This window comes from Burkholderia sp. AU30280 (genome assembly GCF_020420125.1).
GTDB lineage: Bacteria > Pseudomonadota > Gammaproteobacteria > Burkholderiales > Burkholderiaceae > Burkholderia.
Genome location: NZ_JAIZRY010000009.1, coordinates 90,859 through 109,552, shown reverse-complemented (window position 1 = coordinate 109,552; position 18,694 = coordinate 90,859). Strand labels below are relative to the sequence as shown.

Here is an 18,694-nt window from a genome sequence, read left to right as displayed (position 1 = left end):
GGCAGCGGCTCAGGAGAACACCTCGAGCCCATGCTTCTCGACGATCTGGAGCATCCGGGCCGCGATGCCGCTCGGCCGCTTGTCGCCCTGTTCCCATTGGCGGATCGTCGACGTCGTCGTGTTCAGGTAGAGCGCGAACACGCTCTGGCTGACGTTGACGGATTTGCGGATGCGGGCGATCGCTTGCGGATCGAACTGCGGGGCGGCTTCGATGCAGAGATTGTCGTATTCGCGCATCGTTTTCTTGTCGATCAGGTTTGCGCGATAGAGGCCCGACGCGGCGCTGTGGATCGCCTCCGTTGCGTCGCTCTTGAATCGACTCTTAGCCATTGCAAATCTCCACCAGCTCTTTCAGTGCGATCAGCGTCGCGATATCGGCGTCGGTGCGGCGCCCGACATCCGCGGCGAGCTTTCTGAAGGCGCGCAGTTCGCGTTCGTCGATGTCGTCCCTGTCGCGTTTTGCGAACAGGAACACGAAAACCCACGCCTGCCCGACCTTGCTCAGCACGATCCCGCGCTGCCGATTCCCGTCCAGGCGCTTTTTCCAGACGTTGCCTGGCCGCGCGCCAGTTCCCGCGCGGCGCGGCAGAGTTCGGCATCGGCGATTCCTGCTTTTCTGGCTGCCTTGTGAAACCACTTCGTCTTGAAGACGCGTCGTACGGAGGCAGGCATGTCGGACCGGTCGAGTTAGCACAGGATTATATACCACTACGTGGTACATATTTCGACCTGGCCGAATGGCCCGCTGCCCGCCGATACGCGGTCGGGACGGCCCGGCAAGGACCATCCCGGTCGTCCCGCGTTACTCCACCGTCACCGATTTCGCGAGATTCCGCGGCTTGTCGACGTCGGTGCCGCGCGCACACGCGGTGTGATACGCGAGCAATTGCAGCGGCACGACGTGCAGGATCGGCGACAGCTGCCCGTAGTGTTCCGGCATCCGGATCACGTGCAGGCCGTCGTCGTTGACGATCTGCGTGTCCGCATCGGCGAACACGTACAGTTCGCCGCCGCGCGCACGCACTTCCTGCATGTTCGACTTCAGCTTCTCGAGCAGCGTGTCGTTCGGCGCGACCGTGACGACCGGCATCGCTTCCGTGACGAGCGCGAGCGGCCCGTGCTTCAGTTCGCCGGCCGGATAGGCCTCGGCGTGGATGTACGAGATTTCCTTCAGCTTCAGCGCGCCTTCGAGCGCGATCGGGTAGTGCAGCCCGCGGCCGAGGAACAGCGCGTTTTCCTTGCGTGCGAATTCCTCCGACCACGCGATGATCTGCGGCTCCAGCGCGAGCACGCTGTTCAGCGCGGCCGGCAGGTGGCGCAACTGCTTCAGGAATTCGGCTTCCTGAGCGGCATCGACGTGCCCGCGCAGCTTGCCGAGCGTGGCCGCGAGTACGAACAGCGCGACGAGTTGCGTCGTGAACGCCTTCGTCGACGCGACGCCGATCTCGGTGCCCGCGTGCGTCAGGAACTGCATTTCGGTGAGGCGCACCATCGCGCTCGTCGCGACGTTGCAGACCGCGAGCGTATGCGTATGGCCGAGCGACTGCGCGTGCTTGAGCGCGGCGAGCGTGTCGGCCGTCTCGCCCGACTGCGAGATCACCAGCACGAGCTGCCGCGGGTTCGGCACCGATTCGCGGTAGCGGTATTCGCTCGCGATCTCGACCTGCGTCGGGATCTTCGCGATCGATTCGAGCCAGTATTTCGCGGTCAGGCCCGAGTAGTAGCTCGTGCCGCACGCGAGGATCAGCAGGCTGTCGATTTCCGCGAAGGCGGCGGGCGCGGCGTCGCCGAACAGCGTTGCGTCGAAGGCTTCGGTTTGCGGCACGGTGTCGCTGATCGCGCGCGGCTGCTCGAAGATTTCCTTCTGCATGAAGTGGCGATACGGCCCGAGTTCGACCGCGCCGCCGTAGGCGCTCACCACGCGGATCTCGCGCTGCGCGAGCGCGCCGTTCCGGTCGACGATCTTCACGCCGCCGAGCGACAGCTCGCACACGTCGCCTTCCTCGAGGAACGTGAAGCGGTCGGTGCTGCCCGCGAGCGCGAGCGCGTCGGACGCGAGGAAGTTCTCGCCGTCGCCGTGGCCGACCACGAGCGGCGAACCCTGGCGCGCGCCGACGACGGTGTGCGGCTGGTCCTTGTGGATCACGGCGATCGCATACGCGCCGTGCAGCTGCCCCACCGCTTCGCGCACCGCGTCGAACAGGTTGCCGCGATACAGGCTGTGCACGAGGTGGGCGATCACTTCGGTGTCGGTCTGCGACACGAATTCGTAGCCCTTCGCGCGCAGCGCTTCGCGCAGCGATTCGAAGTTCTCGATGATGCCGTTGTGGACGAGCGCCAGCGCGTTCGACGAGAAGATCGGGTGCGCGTTGTGCGTGACGGGCGCGCCGTGCGTCGCCCAGCGCGTATGCGCGACGCCGGTGGTGCCTTCGAGGTGCGATTCGCGCACCTGCGCGTCGAGATCGGCGACGCGCGCGACGCTGCGCGCGCGCTTCGGTGCGCCCGGCTCGAGCACGGCGACGCCGCACGAATCGTAGCCACGGTATTCGAGGCGCCGCAATCCTTCGATCAGCACCGGAACGATATTACGCTGCGCAACTGCGCCGACAATGCCGCACATGAAATCTACCTTCTATATGGAAGCGGGCGCCTCATGGCACCCGCGTGATGTTAAGTTTTCTTCTTGACCGGGCGGACATAGCCGCTCTTCGCGGTCTGGGTCTTCTCGTTCAACGCGAGCAGGCCGTCGGCCACGTCCTTCCAGATCGTCGTGCCGGCGGCGATCGTCACGCCGCGGCCGACCCGCACGGGCGCGACGAGCTGCGTATCGGAGCCGACGAACACGTCGTCCTCGATCACGGTGCGGAACTTGTTCGCGCCGTCGTAGTTGCAGGTGATCGTGCCCGCGCCGATGTTCACGCGCGCGCCGATGTCGGCGTCGCCGATGTACGTGAGGTGGTTTGCCTTCGAGCCGTGGCCGATCACCGCGTTCTTCACCTCGACGAAGTTGCCGACGTGCGCTTCGTCCGCGAGTTGCGTGCCGGGGCGCAGCCGCGCGTACGGGCCGATCACGGTGTGCGCGCCGAGCTCGGCGCCCTCGATGTGCGTGAATGCGTCGATGCGCGTGCCGGGGCCGACCGACGCGTTGCGGATCACGCAGTTCGCGCCGATCGTCACGTTGTCGGCGAGCGTCACGTTGCCTTCGAACACGCAGTTCACGTCGATCGACACGTCGCGGCCGCAGCGCAGCGTGCCGCGCACGTCGACGCGCGCCGGATCGGCGAGCGTGACGCCGTCGACGAGCAGCGCGTCGGCGATATTGCGCTGGTGGATGCGTTCGAGCTCGGCGAGCTGCGCCTTGCTGTTCACGCCGAGCGTTTCCCATTCCTCGTCGGGCTGCGCGGTGACGACCTCGAAACCGGCCTCGATCGCGAGTTCGACGACGTCGGTCAGGTAGTACTCGCCCTGTGCGTTCTCGTTCTTCAGCGCGCCGAGCCACATCGACAGCTGGGCCGTGGGCGTGACGATGATGCCGGTGTTGATCTCGGCGATCTTCAGCTGTTCGGGCGACGCGTCCTTCTGTTCGACGATGCGCGTGACGAAGCCGGCCGCGTCGCGCACGATGCGGCCGTAGCCGGTCGGATCGTCGAGCGTGACCGTCAGGATCCCGTAGCGGCCTTCGCGCGCGGCGTCGACGAGGCGTTGCAGCGTCGATGCGCGGGTGAGCGGCACGTCGCCGTACAGCACGAGCGTCGGTTGCGCGGGATCGAGGAGCGGCAGCGCCTGGCGCACCGCGTGGCCGGTGCCGAGCTGCTCGGCCTGCACCGCGAACTGGACGTCGGGTGCGGCGACGGCGGCCTGGACCTGCTCGCCGCCATGACCGACGACGACGACGAGCCGGGACGGCTGCAGCGTGCGCGCGGTGTCGATGACGTGGGAGAGGAGCGGCCTGCCGGCCAGGGGATGAAGCACTTTCGGCAGCGCGGAACGCATGCGCTTGCCGGTGCCTGCCGCCAAAATCACGATATTCATGGCGCCAGCTTGTCAGAGGAGTTCGAAGCCGTCCATTTTAGCATGCGGCCCCCGCCGTTCCGGGCCTGTCGCGGCGGGGCGACAGCGCCGGAAAGAGGCGTTGCGGCCCCGTTCCGGCAGGTGTTCGGGCCCTGCTTACAGGTCGTCGAACTGGACGATCGAGATCGGCCGGGCGCCATCCGGTGCGGCGCTGTCGTCGCCCGACGCGCACGGTTCCTCGTCGAACGCGATGTCGCCCTGCGGATCGGCAACGCCGGTCGCGCGCAGCGACTGGAACGGGTACAGCGTCGTGTCCATCAGGTGCGACGGCACGACCTTCGCGAGCGCGTTGAACATGTTGTCGACGCGGCCCGGGAAGCGTTTGTCCCATTCGCGGATCAGCGCCTTCATTTCCGCGCGCTTCAGGTTCGGCTGGCTGCCGCACAGGTTGCACGGGATGATCGGGAATTCGCGCAGTTCCGCGTATTTCTCCAGATCGGTTTCCTTCACGTAGGCGAGCGGGCGGATCACGATGTTCCTGCCGTCGTCCGACTGCAGCTTCGGTGGCATTCCCTTCAGCTTGCCGCCGTAGAACATGTTCAGCAGCAGCGTCTGCACGATGTCGTCGCGGTGGTGGCCGAGCGCGATCTTGGTCGCGCCGAGCTCGCCGGCCACGCGGTACAGGATCCCGCGGCGCAGCCGCGAGCACAGCGAGCAGGTCGTCTTGCCCTCGGGCACGAGCCGCTTGACGATGCTGTAGGTGTCCTGGTTCTCGATGTGGAACGGCACGCCGACCTGCTTCAGGTATTCCGGCAGCACGTGCTCGGGGAAGCCCGGCTGCTTCTGGTCGAGGTTCACCGCGACGATGTCGAAGTCGATCGGCGCACGCTCGCGCAGGCGCAGCAGCACGTCGAGCATCGCGTAGCTGTCCTTGCCGCCCGACAGGCAGACCATCACCTTGTCGCCTTGCTCGATCATGTTGAAGTCGCCGATCGCCTGGCCGACCTGACGCACGATCCGCTTGAACAGCTTGTTGTTCTCGTACGCGTCCTTCTGTTCGCGGCGCGTCAGCACCGGGCGGGCGGCCGGGGCGGCGGTCGCGTCGAGGGTGGCGGCATCGGCCGCCGTGTCATTCATGTGGGGGGCGTTCATGCGCGCTCCTCGTCCTTGATGCGAAAGACTTCGACGCCGACGGCGTCGCAGTCCGGATAAGCGTCCGGTTTCTCGGTACAGACGCGTACCGCGCGCACGGCATCGTGCGCCAGCAGGCGCGCGGCGATCGCGTCGCACAGCGTTTCCTGCAGGTGGATGTGGCCGCGCGCCAGGCATTGCGTGACGCTCTGCTTCATCAGATCGTAGTCGACGATTTCATGCAGCCGGTCGTCGACGGGGGTGGACAGCGCGAGCGGCACGAACAGGTCGACATTGATGACGACGCGCTGCTCGCCGCGCTTCTCGTGTTCGAAGGCACCGATGTTGATGTGCACTTCGTAGTCGCGCAGGTAGAGCCTGCGGCAGTCCGCGAGGCGGGGGTGCAGGAGAGCGGAAAACATGGTCGTCCCAGTCAAATTGGCGTGCGCACACGCAAAGCGGCGCGGGTGGCGGCAGTCAGGCCGCGCGATCCGCGCAGTTCATTCATTCGGGCCGGCGGCGGGCGGCACGAGGTGCTCGCCGCCGTCGACGGTCAGCGTCGCGCCGGTGACGCCCGGTGCGCTCGCGAGATAGCAGGCGGCCGCCGCGATGTCGTCCGCGTGCGGCGCGTGGCCGCGCACGAGCGCCGCGACCCGCACCTTCGGCGCGAGCGCCAGCGCCAGCGCCGCCGTCGCGCGGTTCAGCGCGGCCTGCATCAGCGCGTGCGACATCTGCGCCGGCGCAGGGTGAAACAGTGCCTGATCCAGCACGTGGATCGCGCAGGCGCGCAGCGCTTCGTGCTCGCGCGCGGCGTCGGGCGTCGCATCGGCGAGCGCGCGGGCCAGCGCGAGCGGGGCCGTCACGTTGCGCGCGAGTGCGCCGGCGAGCGACGCGCCGTCCACCGTGTGGGCATCGTCGGCGCCTGCGCTGGCGCTCACGAACACCGCGCACGCGGGCCGGCCGAGCGCCGCGCCGCACGCGGCGACGAGTCCGGCGGCGTCGGCTTCCAGGGCCAGATCGGCGTCGAGCACGACCGCGCGGCGGCCGAGCGCCGCGACTTCGGCGACGAGTGCGTCGGCGGCCGCATGCGGCGTGCCGTGGCTGCGCTGCAGCGCGACGTCCCAGCCGCGCCGGGCGAATCCCGTCGCGAGCGCGCGACCGATCGACGCGGCGTCGGCCGCGCTGCCCAAGGCACCTGTGACGAGCGCCACGCGCTGGGTCGACGTATCGGCTGAAGCGGTCATTTACAATGCAGTCCACTACGCACAGCAAAATCCATAAAAATCAGCATTTTAACCGAATCTCCGAGCGCGATTTTCGCCGTTTGGCACACGCGTGGCACAACTGGTATAAAGAGCCACGACAACCAGCGATAATCGATTCCGCTCGCCACACGGCTCCTAACCTGACAGTGGCGGGGTAAGAACAATATGGCAACGATCCGTGAACGCAAGGATGCCCAGGGGAACAAGTCGTACCACGTGCAGATCCGGCTACGAGGCTTCCCGCCGCAGACCCGAACTTTCGATAGCAAGACCCTCGCCAAACAGTGGGCCGCGCAAGTGGAGACCGATTTGCGCGCGGGACGCTACATGCAGCGCATCGAGGCCGAGCGCCATACCGTGCATGAGATGATCGACAGGTATCGCAACGAGGTCCTGTTGACCCGCAAGCCGCAACGTGAGGCAGATCAAGGCCGGGTTCTCGACTGGTGGTCATCCCGCCTCGGCGTCTACAGCCTTGCCGAGCTGACACCTGCGTTGATCGGCTCCTGCCGCGACGAACTGGCCAGCACGCCCACTCCCAGCGGCAGGCCGCGCGCTGCCGCCACTGTCGTCCGCGCTCTCGCAACATTTTCGCACGTGCTGAGCGTGGCTGTGAAGGAATGGGCGTGGCTCGAAACCTCGCCGATGACCAGGGTGGCCAAGCCACGCGTCAACAACGAACGCGTACGCCATCTGAGCGACGACGAGCGCGACCGGCTGCTCGCTGCTGCGGCAGTTTCCACCAACCGCTATCTATACGTCGTTGTCGTCACCGCGATCTCGACCGGCATGCGGTACGGCGAAATCATGCACCTGCGCTGGCGTGACATAACGTTGCCCGAGAAAGACGGCGACTACGGCCTTGTCCTGCTGAACCGCACCAAGAATGGTGAGCGACGCAGCGTGCCCCTGACCGGCGTGGCGCTGCAGGAAATCAAGCATCTGAATGGCAGATTCGCAAGAATCGGCACGGGAAGCGTTGATCCGGGCGCGCTACTCTTTCCGAGCGACCGAGAGCCCGACCTACCGATAAATATACGTCCGGCGTGGTATGCGGCGCTTCGGCGGGCTGGCATCGAAGATTTTCGGTTTCACGACCTCCGACACACGACCGCAAGTTATCTCGCGATGGGAGGCGCGACAGCGCCAGAGATCGCCGAGATTCTTGGACACAAGACGCTCAATATGGTGAAACGCTACGCCCACTTCGGCAAGGATCACATTGCGAGCGTACTGACGCGCGTTAATACTGCCCGTCTCGGTGGTTCGGGCAGCCTGGTCACACCGCTAGATAACGCCAACGATCAAAAGAAAGATGAACCTCGATGAGCGCCTGCTAAAAGAACCGTTGAGCCTGACGATCGCACGTGGCGATGTGCCGTTCGATCTGCTCGGGAAGGAAACTCGGCTCCGCCCCGAAGACTGGGCATGGCAGTTTCTGCGTCTAAACGACGATTACCGGACGGCATACAGGACAGCCCAGGAAAAACAACAACATGCGACAGACAGCGAAACACGCCAACCAGGGCGCATCGTCATGCAACACGCTTGCCGAAGTATTCTCGCCGACGAGGACATTTGCCGAGCTAGCTTCGGGTTGAGTACATGGCTTGACCCGAATCAGATCCGGTTGCCGGAGCTTGATCGGGGCGAATCCTGGTTTTCCCCGCTCAGCCCGATAGACATCACATCCACGCATGTGAGCTTAGTTCCCTCGCACATCCCCCCGCACCTTAGTGCTCTACGCATCGATCCCGCGCACACCGAAATGGCGTTCTATGTCGTCACCAGCGGGGTGTTCGGCCGTCCGGAAAAACACAACGTCGAAAACATAACCGGTGACCCGCTACGATACCAGCGTCCGCATCTCTTTTTTTTGGTCGATTCCAGCATACCGCCTACCGGGCAACTGCTTGAAATCGAAAAATTCGTCGGCTATATCCGCAAACGGATGGTCAACTCGGTCTGCACCGCACCACCTCCCTTCCGGGGGCGTAGGACACAGGCGACCGTTGAAGCGCTCAACGAGAGGCACGCTCTTGCCTTTCCGTCTTTGCGCCGAATGGTACCGCCCCTAGCCCCAGGTGCGAAGCCGTGCAATGCTGGCTCGACCTGGAGCGTCGTAAAACTCGATTTTCGGGTACCGCTCAAAGAAAACATCGGCGTCATCCGGGAACAGTTGACCAAGAAGCATGAAAAACTGGTAGCCGATGGCGTTGCGATCAATTCGCCCTGGGAGCGTTTCCGTCATGAATTGTCTGCGCCAAGGAAGACCGACGACGTTGTGCTTACCGACGGGCATAGTCTGAAAGCGTATGCCGTCATTGCAGAACTCCGGCAAATCGCTGGGCGCGATCTCATACCTGCCGAAATCGAGCACGTCATCAAGGAACGCTCTTACCCTGCAAACAACGAGCAACGGGACGAACTCCCGGAATCGTTGGACGAGTGGCTTGCCAAGCGGATCGATCGAATCACCGGCTATATCGACCGTGCCCAGCGCTTTGTTGGCGGAGATTATCGCTGGCTGATCTACACCCAGAAGCCAGACACGCCGAAACAAACACAAAAATGCGCAGCACGCAAGCCAGCCAAGGGCTGTATTTCCCCTTCATCCGCACCATCAAAATCGCCTCTCTAGCACGGTAGGAGCACCGTTGATAAGCCGCGATACTCCTTGCGAGGCCAAATTTCTGGCTTTTCATGGGCACGGAGTATCAGTATGCAAAGGACCGAGACGAACACGCCGCCTACCCCCGGCGCAGTCCTCACCGTAAAAGGCGACTTTCACCGGACGGCTACGCGAGAAGCCGCGAGGTACTGGACTGGCCCGGCGTGGGACGTGATGACCGGACAGATGTTGCATCCCGGCCAACGCCGTCCGAGCCCGCTCGCCCCCGAAACAAAGGGCGAACAGGCCAAAGCCGACACGCCAGCGCACAATCGCGCGGCCCTGGCTCCTACGACGGTCCCCGCGGCAGTGTCAGCGGCAGGGACCACGCCCCTCGAGAAACCGCGCCAGCGCCGCCACAGCACGCCTAAGGCGGAGACTGCGCCGATCCCGCTCGAAGACCGCCGCTGGCTCACGATCACGGAAACCGCCAAACGCTATCCGTACACGGAGGGCGCGTTGCGTCATCTTGTCTTTCAGGCCGAGCAGTATGCGAAGTACCCCAAAGACGGGCTGAAATCTAATGGCTTTCTGGCTTGCATCGTTCGCCCGCAAGGCGCGCGGCGCGTACTGATCGACGCGGAGCAATTCGAACGTTGGTTGCAAGGGAAGGGATCTGCGCAAGGCTGATCCGATAACACTGTCGCCCCGACCGGGGTGCCATGCATGGTCGATCAACTCCAGTGGCTCACCGGTCGCTCGTGACGGCAGCAGCAGTGTGGAGTCAATTTCGCACGCAGATCAGCAGCAGTCGCAGCGCCTTAGAAACGACAAATCACGTTTTTTTCGGTCGCCAAGGCCGCACATAAGTCTGCAGGTTACGTCGCACAGATTGAATGTCGAGCACGGCCCCCGAGCAGGCTTACGAACCGGTAGCCCCTAAGCAAAAGCGGCTTCACGCCGAATGCAGAAATAGGCAAACGCACCGAAAAATGCACTTATATAACTCATACGCTTCACCGCCAATCGTAGCTCAGTCGTAATCAGGCCTCTACATGGTCGTTGCTAGTCAGCGCCCGGATCAGACCTTTAAAGCTCCGCGTGTTCTCGCCCGATCCCGGATCGTATGCCGATGCTACTCGGGGGCTGGCGGAGGGCGGCAAACAAATCATGGAACTGGGAAATAACGAAGCTTAATCATGGCAGATTCACTATTAATCTACTTTCCGCTCGATCCCCTCACGGATCACGAGTATGAGCACGCCAGTCTTCGCCTAAATGGCCTGCTGCCGTTCAATCAGGATGGCGTCAAAGACAGGAAGACCAAGTACGACTGGATGTATCCGAAGTCCGTCCTCACGGGAGCTGGTTTCGCTGTCAAACCAGTCGGCATGCCAGGGGCAGACTCCGAGCTTCGCATCGCGGGTTACCTCGTTGACATCAACGTTCCCGCCTGCACTGTCGGTAATAATCTGCTGCTCGTTAACGGCGTTCCGAGGGCCGCAGAACTTGCCCTGTTGCTGCTCCAGCACTGGCTGCTCTCGCAAGGGGGCCGCCGTCATGGCGCATTCTCCTTGCGACTTGCCACCGCGAGCATCAAATCCGTCACCCTCACCTATCTATTCATGCTGCGTAGCCTCGAAGAAGCACAGGAGGCACGCTGGGAATTCGCCATGCACGCGGACGGCATGTTGAACCAGCGTTACCTCGCCCGCCCCCGCGCCAGCAAAAAACCCGTCCGCTGGATTGGAGCCGGAAACGTCAACACGTACGTTGAGGACCGTGACGGAGAGGCTTCGGCATATGTAAAGGACGGGGAAAATTCCGATGCATTCGTCCGATTCCCATCGCCCGAAATCGAGCAACTGATCCGCCCTGTAGCTGAAAAATGTCTGCGCGTGGAACAGCGTTTCAAAGGGGGCTGGCTGCGGGAAAAGAACCTTGATCGCGTCGATTCATGGGTAACGCGACCAGGCAAGTCTGACCCCTACGAAATCGGGATGACGATGATTCGCAAGAAGCTTCGTCTCGATGAAGGGCTGCGCCAGCGACGCCCGAAGGAGACCGATATCGCGAAGCTATATGTTGAAGACCAGAAAATACTGCGCTGGCACCTCGAAGGCAATAATCCGCGCCGGCATCCACGAGTGCTTAGCTACACGGACGGCGATGCCCGGAACCGGTTCTTTGCCGACGTCAAGGCTCGCGTCTATGGGAAGTGCCGCGTGGACATCTCGATACCATGGGCCGCGCAGAGTACGGCGTACTCGCATCGCCTCGCCGAACTCCTGCAATTTGCAAACCGGTACACCCCGCCGCCTCATCTGGCGGATCACGTTTATTCACCGAAGAGCGTAGCGCGTGTGCTTCCGCTGCTGAAACAGAAGGTACGAGCCATCACCCCCCGCGGAATTGGCAGTGTGCACGTCGCCCCCCGCGCGGATTAGCGTGAATGAAAGCCACGAGGAACCAAGAGTCGACCGCGGCTAGTGCGAAACGCTTCGTTGGAGCGAGACCAGTGGCCTCAAGCCGCATCCGACGAGGGCCCGTGTGCATCCACCCCGACGTTGTGGCGGTCGAACCTTGGCTTGGCAAATGCTACCTAGAAAGACACGAACTGGACGCGCCGGTGAACCGGGCGGAAATTCATCTGCCACGCGTTGCTTGGGAACACATTTGATGCGCTCGCCCTAGGCATTTCGTATGTCGTCACTGAAATGCAACGGCTACGCTCGAATCAACCTGAGATAGCAGGCCAATTTGAGACATTCGACAGAGGCGGCCAGATCGCCGACAATCACACCCAAGCGCGCCCCCACCATTTGTTTTTGTCCAATTTGTTGGCGTCTCGCTCGCCGTACTTCCCAAGTGTGAAAACTGAGCGTCTCACTCGTAATATCCAAAAAACGTTTCGACCTAGCGATGCCCGTCAACATTAAGCAGCAGCATGAAGCTGATGAGATCAAATATCGCAATGCGGCGGCAAGAGCACCGGAGATTGCCGTATGGGCACGATCGTTTATTCACGGCATCGAGGTACCAAAGCCCAATCTTCGGAAACGCCTCGCCGGCTCTTCGCTTGCTCTCGCTCTCGATCTGCACGATAGTATGTGTGCGCTTGCAGCAATTGGTAGCAGATCTGCGATCCATGTGTTGGCCAGAAGCGTCGTCGAAAATTACGCTCGCGGGTTCTGGTTGGCGTGCGTCGCAACTCCACATGAAATCGACAGGTTTGTAGCTCCGAAACGCGGGGGGAGCGTCGAGCGCCTGGCCCTAACCCTGAAGCCGTTGTTAAAACGCATTCATGCGGCGAAGAAAGGGGAACAGAGCCGTCTCGGTATAGATACCGAAAACGCACATGTGCTCGACTCGCTTGCTCACGGAGATCTAGGTCTAATGAATTTGCGAAACATCAGCGGGTATGAAGTAGGGTCGTCCTCCACTACGGCACTGACGTACGCAATGCTGTTGACGGGAGCTACGATCGCCGTATCGTGCGCGGAGACCTTTGTTCGTGAAATCCTCGATGACGAACCGCGCTCACTGAAAGTATTCGAAGACGGCGGAATCCTCATCAAGAAGACGTTTGCCTAACAGCGAATGTCTTGCATCGAAGAAGGGGGGGAACAAGGGTGTGAGCGGCCTCAGCGTGTATTGGGCTCCGTGTCCGGGATCGCGCTCAGTCATCGCCGGAGCTTCTAGTCATAAATGACAGCGCCTCCAATAGTTACGTGCGCGTAGCCACAGACTATACCTATCAACGCTAAGAACTATGAGGTGACATATGGGGCGACGCATTGTGCCTGAACCGATTTTCCTGACCGACGAACAGTTTGCCTACTTGAACGAGAAGTACCCGTCGTCAGGAGCCAAAGCCAGCAACCACACAACAGGAGACCGTGCGGCGTATATCGCAAGGCTTTTCCTCGAAGACCTGTATCCTGGTTGTACCTTCGTCCCGCAAGCGCCTGGTGCGGACTTGGCTATTCGTGACCCTTACATCAACGTCGAAGATCAGATGGACTTTGAGGTGAAGGGGACTTCGGGGAATTCGGTTGCTATCCCCAACATCGTGGCTTCAAGCAAGGATTCTGGTAACTTGCTGGAGATCGAAGGCGTGCCCATTCTTCGAATCACGGGCGTCTTTCAAAAGGTGCCGGGAGTTGCAGTGCTTGTTCACGGCGAAGACTTCGTTCTGAAACACGAATATAGGAAGAGGGCAAAGGCTCTGTAACAACTAAGAGCTACGCGACTGCCTAGCCGTTGTGAGTCGCGTTCTGCCAGCCACCAAAGCCGACAGTATGCTGTTTGCACAAAGCGGTGACCGGCCTCGAAAGGTCATTCGACCGCATTCGGCAAGTCGATGACATTTTGAAGCAATGCCTTGGCGAAAACTGAGACGAACAATGAAATCGCTGAATGATCGTGATAGAGATGCATTCCAAGCTCTGACCGCAGCCGCAGATATCGCGAAGGGGGAACTATCTTCCATCGTGCCACGCATCGCCGAAGCAAGGCGTAACTTCGCCCGAAACCCTTCGGACGAGACCCGTCGGGATTTAGAGCAAATCGAACAACAGGCTGCACTGGCTCATGGGCGACTTCACGATATCGTGGGCCGAATGGCGGCTCTGCTTGAGCTAACTGACGACGAAATCCAAATTATCGACAGCGCAGGGAAGACCGGAGACGCTTCTCCCCGGTATCGGCGTGAGGAATTGACCGTTGATCAGGTGGCATCAGACGGGCAAGTGGATGACCTACTTGCGCGATCGTACGAGAGCCTGCTTAGGTTGATGCCAGCGTCAACATTGGAGGAATACCCTGCTGCGCAGTCGGGTGCGCCTTGGCGCGAGAGAACTGACGGCCTGCTCTCTATCGTCAAAGGGGTTGTTCCGGAAAGTGAATATCCGCCCATACATCGTTTTGCACAATGCATCGGCGTGTGCCGTGCTCTGCTGGAAAACGACCCCGGCTACGATATGTTTGCCGGTGCAAGCCTGATACCTCAGATTGCTAGACTAGCTGATCGACTTGATTTGTTGTCGCAAATTCCCGGGGCTACGAAGCGCCTCCGTTCGCTCTGGCGGGGGCCATCCAAGGACGTAGATTCGACAATGTTTGAACTGCTGGTCGCCACTGGGTGTGCGGTAGCGGGCCGGTCAGTAGAATTTTTGGAGCCGCTAGGAGGGAAGACACCTGATTTACGGTGTCATGATCCTTACCCTCTTGTCATTGAATGCAAACGCAAGCGGGTTCTCACGGAATATGAGATCACCGAAGAGCGCGTCATGCGGGAACTCTTCAGCAAGTTAGAGATAGGGGCGAGAAAGGCTGGGATGTGGGGAACGTTCTCGCTACACCTATCGATCGAGTCGAAGAACGCCCCGATCGATGAAATCGTCACCACCTTATTGCAATTGCGCTTCGCACCCTATAGCGACGAGGCAGTCACCAAACGATGGGGATCGGCAGCCTATGAAGAATCAGCTCGTCTCGTCGATATTGGCGGCCCCACGCGAATGTATTCGCCGGTGTTGCTCAACGCACTTTTCGCATGGAATTCTGATCTCGCCGAATGGGACGGTCTTGTCTGCCGCGTTGGAAACCACGCAGAGTCTATCGTCAATATTGCCGAGGAGCCCGTTGGACTTCTGTGGGTTAATAGCAGCGAACAAGCGATTAAGAAGCGGTCATGGGGACCGATGTCGACGCTAAACGAAGCTATCGAACAGATCCCGCCAGGGGAATTTGGAATTCCCTTTATCGCGTATCAAGAGGGAGCGCGCAGCACGATCGCCGACATGCGGACGTTCAACTTCACAGAGTGGTTGAAAGGGTGCAGCCATCCGGCGAACATACGCGTGCCTCTCGGGCGAATCATCAGGCTCTATCCCCGACCGCTCGAACACGGCGCACCCGATTTCATAGAGAGTTCGATGAGTTTCATCCCCGACTACGGAGACGACGTGCTTCCGGGGATGTTTCCGTCGACCGTCATCGTTCGCTAACGCTTCTGGTTACGCCAGCATAGCCGTAATGCCGGCTTCGAAGAACATTGAACTGCCGACGAGGGTCATCTACTGTTGGCCGCGTCGGGAGGAAGTAGCCGTTGCATTTGGCTAAGCCATCGTTTCGTTACGGCTATGTCGAATTACGCTACAGTTTTCGACACGTGACTTGTCTGGATTTCAGCCGTAGCGCTGGCGTTTAGCCAAATGCAACTGCCACCCGTTCGACGCGGCCGGAGATCGACGACCCTCTCCGGTCGTCCGAATGAACCTAGTGACGGGGGCTGCTTTCGGTGAGGCTGGAGCGGCCCTTCGCTGCACCATGGATGGTCTCGAATAGATATCCGCGTAATCAATTTGCAAACGGGCACACCGACAGATCGCGGGCGAAATAATACTCAAGACATCCCGCCCTTACAGCGCTGTTAATCTCGGCGACGTTCGCTTTACGGATGGTCCCATCCGGGGCAGGCGCTACGAGGGCTAGGCGCGGGGAGAGGGGGATAATCGTGCGCACAGGAATGTCCGGCACAATGAACTCTCCGCTCTGCGCGTGAATGACGCCCCATACGTCGACGGCGGCAAGGTCGCGCGCATAGTCGGCCATACGCTTGCGGAGTTGCACGCCATTGAGTTGACGGGCCGGCATTTTTCCTCCCGCGCGCGCGAACAGGTAACCGTTTTTCTCGAGATTTTCCTCCTCGGCCAGCGTTAGCTCGTTGCCCTCAACTCCGTTCAACTGGACTTCCTGCACGTCGAGCCGTCGGTAGCGCGCCCGCATATACCAAAGCGCGAACATGCTATCGATGTCGCGCTTTTGCGAGGCAGTGACTGAGTTGACCTTGCCGTGAAGAATCGGCCGGACGATCGCCTGAAACCTGTCCTCGATATGCTTCATGTGCGTTTCGGTCGGCTGATCCCAAGCTCGCATCGCACAGAAGATGTGGTCACCGGGCTTCGCATGGCGAGGCTTGCCCCTGAGCATGTCGAACACGGCCACTTGGCGGCGCTGTCCGGCAAAGGGCTCTATGCAGCGCACGGGAAAGACATGTTGCTTGATCGTCAGCTTGTTCGGATTCTTCGGCTGTGTCTTTTCCGGCCGGCTGCCCTTCACTGACAGCTCGGCGACGGGCTGGGACAGCATGCCCAGTGTCCTAGCGAAGACGGCGGCTGCAGCAACGCCTGAGTTCGGGTCGTTCGCGTTGCAAGCAATTCTGATGACCGGCATATTATCTTTCCATAGACATTGCAGATCAGGTTACTAATTCGGCACGTGCAGCATAGCGGTGGATCGCTCAGACACTTGCAGCGACGCAGAGTGCTTACGCCTAGGTTCCACGAAACAGGATTTTGTTGAGCTAGTTCACAACAGCCAGTATGTTATGTTAGTCAATCCAACCGAAGCAAACAAAAGCCCGTCAATATAATATGCCTCTGCCAACGCGCCCCATTGCTAAGCGTCCTGTACGCCTACTGCTGATAGAGGCCGGCCATGACGTGTCCGACTGGGAGATAAAGAGCGACGGCACAAAACTGCTCAACCCGAACGACAACATCTCGCGAAATACCGCGTGGTCGTTCCCAGGTACAGGGGACGAGCCACTTGTCGCTTGTATTTGGTTCAGCGGATTAACGATTACGGAGCAGCTGGCGTTCTACGACGGGAACGACCGGGCTTATCGGCAACGGCTACTCGACCTTGACAAAGGCGAGATACGCAACGACGTACGCAACCGCCTCCGGGCATGGACGAGACGCTCGCGAGAATTGGATTTTGCCATTCAAGCGGCATTCAGACGTCGCCAGCCGGTACGCCTGATTCTCGTCGATGGCGATCAGAAGGACGAGGCGCAGGCAGATCTGGCTTCGACCGTTTCGGCGAGATCTTTGGACGCGGAGACGTGGTGGGTCCATAGTTACGACTTCTCCACCGGCGTGTATCGCATTGTGCAAGGTGTCGAGCCACCGGAAAAGCGCGAAGATAACGAAGATGCTGGCATCCCGGACCTTGGTGATGACCCGATTCTGCAGTCGTTTGTGGAAAATCTCGACCAAACGGAGCGCGATGCAGTTATAAAGGCTCGCGTGGGTCAGGGTCCGTATCGCGATGCCCTTTTTGAGCGGTGGAAGGGCTGCTCAGTAACCGATGTGAGCATGAAGGAGGTTCTTGTCGCGAGCCACATCAAGCCGTGGAGCCAATGCGAAACCGCGAAGGAGCGCATCAGCGTCTCGAATGGCCTGTTGCTTGTGCCCACGCTCGACCGCCTGTTTGACCGCGGCTACATTACCTTCGACAACAGCTTTAAGATTCTGATCAGTCCGATGCTATCAGTTGCGCAAAGGCATCATCTTGGTATCAACCAGAATACCCGGTTGAGGCTCAGAGAGTTTGACGACTTGAAGCCATTTCTGGCATGGCATCGTGAGCATATATTCAGAGGATGACGGAAGAAGGTCGGCGTGGACTGGCGACCGTACCTGCCAGCGGCGGCAGGTTTCAACTGGAATGAATTCGTAGGTCGATGACTTGGAATAGTTTTCGACGAAATGACAAACCTTCTGCTCGATTGCGAGACTCGTATGTCGGCCGAATCTTCGCTGCTCGAAATATTTGGCTGCTCTTCGGTGAGCCTTCAGCGCTTTCTGGCCGACCCTCGTCACGAAGCGTACTTTAACGAGCACTGGAACTCTCTGCCCGAGTATGACCGATTTCTGTATGAACGCGCCTGCGAGGTGCTAGGTAATCCTCGGCTGCCCACTAGGCTTTGCTGGTTTCACTGCACCAGAGTTCCCGAAGGCACGACGTTTGACGCGGGCATCCTTCCGCTAGGACAAGTACGTTCCCTGCTGCAGCGTGCGCTGCTGGATTCACTTGATGATTCTTCGGCGAAACGCGAAGTCGAGCAGGCTTTTGCCCGCGACGGTGGTCTCGCCTTTCACTTCGGCAACAAGCTCACGGATTCACTGCACTGGGGGCCATACGCTATCTTGGTACGAGAGGTCGCCTCATATGCAAACAGCTTGGGGCAGCATGACTATCTGGCAATGCCGGAGATTATCGAAGACCTGTGCGAAGAGGTGGAGCTTGCCAGCGGCCTTAATTTGTTGCCAGTCTTCCAGGAACGTTGGCGACCGGCCATCGTGAAGTTCGTGGCGCCAGCGGAAAACTCAGCGGAGTTCGCTGTGCGAGTGGCGCTGTGTTACCTGCAATCCTGCGTTCGAGAAGGCATCCCTGGACACGGTGCCGTATGGTGCTTTGATGGAGAGAACACACCAGTGCCGCCGGGGCAGGTGCTCAAGGTCGAGTTCGTCTGAACGACGGCTTGTCCGCTTACTCTTGCAACAGTTGTCTAATCGAAAACGAACCGCCTCTCCGGTAGCGGTTGCATTTGGCTAAACCCGTGCGCAGCGTCCCCCGGCGTTCAAAACACGGTACGAAAGTATGTCGCTGGCTGTTGCATATCGCCACGATACAGTAGCAAAACGGTGCACAATCCTATTGCAACAATCGCCCAGCCAAAAGCAGCGGCGTTCGTCGGGTAAACCTTGTCCAATTGGCAACGGTCGCGTCATTTTTCGGTGGCGCCTCTGTGTGGGTGAAGGACCACAATAGCCGACTGGTTCTCCGTAGCCCCGATGGCGGTGGCTTGGGGGCGACATGTGCC

General features: G+C 60.5%; 16 protein-coding genes and 1 pseudogene. 9 read left to right on the top strand and 8 right to left on the bottom strand.

The genetic code is table 11. The features are described from left to right. Positions 1–9 precede the first annotated feature (9 nt). The 7 genes and pseudogenes from LGN17_RS21465 to LGN17_RS21435 all read right to left on the bottom strand — a co-directional run bounded on the left by LGN17_RS21465 (position 10) and on the right by LGN17_RS21435 (position 6,386). The gene (locus LGN17_RS21465; RefSeq protein ID WP_175951344.1) at positions 10–330 is read right to left on the bottom strand and encodes a helix-turn-helix domain-containing protein; all 321 of its coding nucleotides are present in this window, start codon (positions 328–330) and stop codon (positions 10–12) included. Continuing rightward, a pseudogene (locus LGN17_RS21460) lies at positions 323–672 on the bottom strand (type II toxin-antitoxin system RelE/ParE family toxin). The gene LGN17_RS21465 and the pseudogene LGN17_RS21460 overlap by 8 nt, the downstream one beginning before the upstream one ends. Positions 673–802: 130 nt before the next feature. Then, positions 803–2,620 carry a glutamine--fructose-6-phosphate transaminase (isomerizing) gene (glmS, locus tag LGN17_RS21455; RefSeq protein WP_226198569.1) on the bottom strand — a complete coding sequence of 606 codons (1,818 nt, stop codon included), beginning with the start codon at positions 2,618–2,620 and terminating at the stop codon, positions 803–805. A 50-nt stretch (positions 2,621–2,670) separates the two neighbouring features. Further along, positions 2,671–4,032 (bottom strand): bifunctional UDP-N-acetylglucosamine diphosphorylase/glucosamine-1-phosphate N-acetyltransferase GlmU, encoded by a 1,362-nt coding sequence (glmU, locus tag LGN17_RS21450; RefSeq protein WP_226198568.1) that lies wholly within the window; start codon positions 4,030–4,032, stop codon positions 2,671–2,673. 135 nt (positions 4,033–4,167) lie between these two features. Next, positions 4,168–5,163 carry a tRNA 2-thiocytidine(32) synthetase TtcA gene (gene ttcA / locus LGN17_RS21445; RefSeq protein WP_226198567.1) on the bottom strand — a complete coding sequence of 332 codons (996 nt, stop codon included), beginning with the start codon at positions 5,161–5,163 and terminating at the stop codon, positions 4,168–4,170. Beyond that, entirely contained in the window at positions 5,160–5,564 is a 405-nt protein-coding gene (locus LGN17_RS21440) for a dihydroneopterin aldolase (protein ID WP_043186999.1), read from the bottom strand. The genes ttcA and LGN17_RS21440 overlap by 4 nt, the downstream gene beginning before the upstream one ends. A 78-nt stretch (positions 5,565–5,642) precedes the next feature. Continuing rightward, positions 5,643–6,386, bottom strand: a complete 744-nt coding sequence (locus tag LGN17_RS21435; RefSeq protein WP_226198566.1) for an SDR family oxidoreductase — start codon at positions 6,384–6,386, stop codon at positions 5,643–5,645. A gap of 186 nt (positions 6,387–6,572) precedes the next feature. Between LGN17_RS21435 and LGN17_RS21430 the strand changes: the two genes are divergently transcribed. The 7 genes from LGN17_RS21430 to LGN17_RS21400 all read left to right on the top strand — a co-directional run bounded on the left by LGN17_RS21430 (position 6,573) and on the right by LGN17_RS21400 (position 15,029). Next, positions 6,573–7,736, top strand: coding sequence for a tyrosine-type recombinase/integrase (locus LGN17_RS21430; protein WP_226198565.1), 1,164 nt, complete (start codon positions 6,573–6,575; stop codon positions 7,734–7,736). Beyond that, positions 7,723–9,048 carry a transcriptional regulator domain-containing protein gene (locus LGN17_RS21425; protein ID WP_226198564.1) on the top strand — a complete coding sequence of 442 codons (1,326 nt, stop codon included), beginning with the start codon at positions 7,723–7,725 and terminating at the stop codon, positions 9,046–9,048. The genes LGN17_RS21430 and LGN17_RS21425 overlap by 14 nt, the downstream gene beginning before the upstream one ends. A gap of 204 nt (positions 9,049–9,252) precedes the next feature. Further along, positions 9,253–9,708, top strand: a complete 456-nt coding sequence (locus LGN17_RS21420) for a hypothetical protein (RefSeq protein ID WP_226198563.1) — start codon at positions 9,253–9,255, stop codon at positions 9,706–9,708. 509 nt (positions 9,709–10,217) lie between these two features. Beyond that, positions 10,218–11,465: a hypothetical protein gene (locus LGN17_RS21415; protein WP_226198562.1), complete on the top strand. Its 1,248-nt coding sequence runs from the start codon at positions 10,218–10,220 to the stop codon at positions 11,463–11,465. Between the two features lie 475 nt (positions 11,466–11,940). Further along, positions 11,941–12,612 (top strand): hypothetical protein, encoded by a 672-nt coding sequence (locus LGN17_RS21410; RefSeq protein WP_226198561.1) that lies wholly within the window; start codon positions 11,941–11,943, stop codon positions 12,610–12,612. A 190-nt stretch (positions 12,613–12,802) separates the two neighbouring features. Next, on the top strand, positions 12,803–13,252 hold the full coding sequence (locus LGN17_RS21405; protein WP_226198560.1) for a hypothetical protein: 450 nt from the start codon (positions 12,803–12,805) through the stop codon (positions 13,250–13,252). Between the two features lie 172 nt (positions 13,253–13,424). Next, positions 13,425–15,029: a hypothetical protein gene (locus tag LGN17_RS21400; RefSeq protein WP_226198559.1), complete on the top strand. Its 1,605-nt coding sequence runs from the start codon at positions 13,425–13,427 to the stop codon at positions 15,027–15,029. A gap of 352 nt (positions 15,030–15,381) precedes the next feature. Here the strand turns inward: LGN17_RS21400 and LGN17_RS21395 are convergent, their stop codons facing one another. Beyond that, complete coding sequence (locus LGN17_RS21395; protein WP_226198558.1) at positions 15,382–16,173, bottom strand: DUF4238 domain-containing protein; 792 nt, start codon at positions 16,171–16,173, stop codon at positions 15,382–15,384. Positions 16,174–16,526: 353 nt separating this feature from the next. Between LGN17_RS21395 and LGN17_RS21390 the strand changes: the two genes are divergently transcribed. Further along, the gene (locus LGN17_RS21390; RefSeq protein WP_226198557.1) at positions 16,527–17,474 is read left to right on the top strand and encodes an HNH endonuclease; all 948 of its coding nucleotides are present in this window, start codon (positions 16,527–16,529) and stop codon (positions 17,472–17,474) included. A gap of 135 nt (positions 17,475–17,609) precedes the next feature. Further along, on the top strand, positions 17,610–18,344 hold the full coding sequence (locus LGN17_RS21385; protein WP_226198556.1) for a hypothetical protein: 735 nt from the start codon (positions 17,610–17,612) through the stop codon (positions 18,342–18,344). The last annotated feature ends 350 nt before the right edge of the window (positions 18,345–18,694 follow it).

Bases quoted from the DNA above. Each gene is read 5' to 3' on its own strand.
- LGN17_RS21465 (WP_175951344.1), bottom strand. From the start codon at position 330: ATGGCTAAGAGTCGATTCAAGAGCGACGCAACGGAGGCGATCCACAGC.
- glmS (WP_226198569.1), bottom strand. From the start codon at position 2,620: ATGTGCGGCATTGTCGGCGCAGTTGCGCAGCGTAATATCGTTCCGGTG.
- glmU (WP_226198568.1), bottom strand. From the start codon at position 4,032: ATGAATATCGTGATTTTGGCGGCAGGCACCGGCAAGCGCATGCGTTCC.
- ttcA (WP_226198567.1), bottom strand. From the start codon at position 5,163: ATGAACGCCCCCCACATGAATGACACGGCGGCCGATGCCGCCACCCTC.
- LGN17_RS21440 (WP_043186999.1), bottom strand. From the start codon at position 5,564: ATGTTTTCCGCTCTCCTGCACCCCCGCCTCGCGGACTGCCGCAGGCTC.
- LGN17_RS21435 (WP_226198566.1), bottom strand. From the start codon at position 6,386: ATGACCGCTTCAGCCGATACGTCGACCCAGCGCGTGGCGCTCGTCACA.
- LGN17_RS21430 (WP_226198565.1), top strand. From the start codon at position 6,573: ATGGCAACGATCCGTGAACGCAAGGATGCCCAGGGGAACAAGTCGTAC.
- LGN17_RS21425 (WP_226198564.1), top strand. From the start codon at position 7,723: ATGAACCTCGATGAGCGCCTGCTAAAAGAACCGTTGAGCCTGACGATC.
- LGN17_RS21420 (WP_226198563.1), top strand. From the start codon at position 9,253: ATGACCGGACAGATGTTGCATCCCGGCCAACGCCGTCCGAGCCCGCTC.
- LGN17_RS21415 (WP_226198562.1), top strand. From the start codon at position 10,218: ATGGCAGATTCACTATTAATCTACTTTCCGCTCGATCCCCTCACGGAT.
- LGN17_RS21410 (WP_226198561.1), top strand. From the start codon at position 11,941: ATGCCCGTCAACATTAAGCAGCAGCATGAAGCTGATGAGATCAAATAT.
- LGN17_RS21405 (WP_226198560.1), top strand. From the start codon at position 12,803: ATGGGGCGACGCATTGTGCCTGAACCGATTTTCCTGACCGACGAACAG.
- LGN17_RS21400 (WP_226198559.1), top strand. From the start codon at position 13,425: ATGAAATCGCTGAATGATCGTGATAGAGATGCATTCCAAGCTCTGACC.
- LGN17_RS21395 (WP_226198558.1), bottom strand. From the start codon at position 16,173: ATGCTGTCCCAGCCCGTCGCCGAGCTGTCAGTGAAGGGCAGCCGGCCG.
- LGN17_RS21385 (WP_226198556.1), top strand. From the start codon at position 17,610: ATGTCGGCCGAATCTTCGCTGCTCGAAATATTTGGCTGCTCTTCGGTG.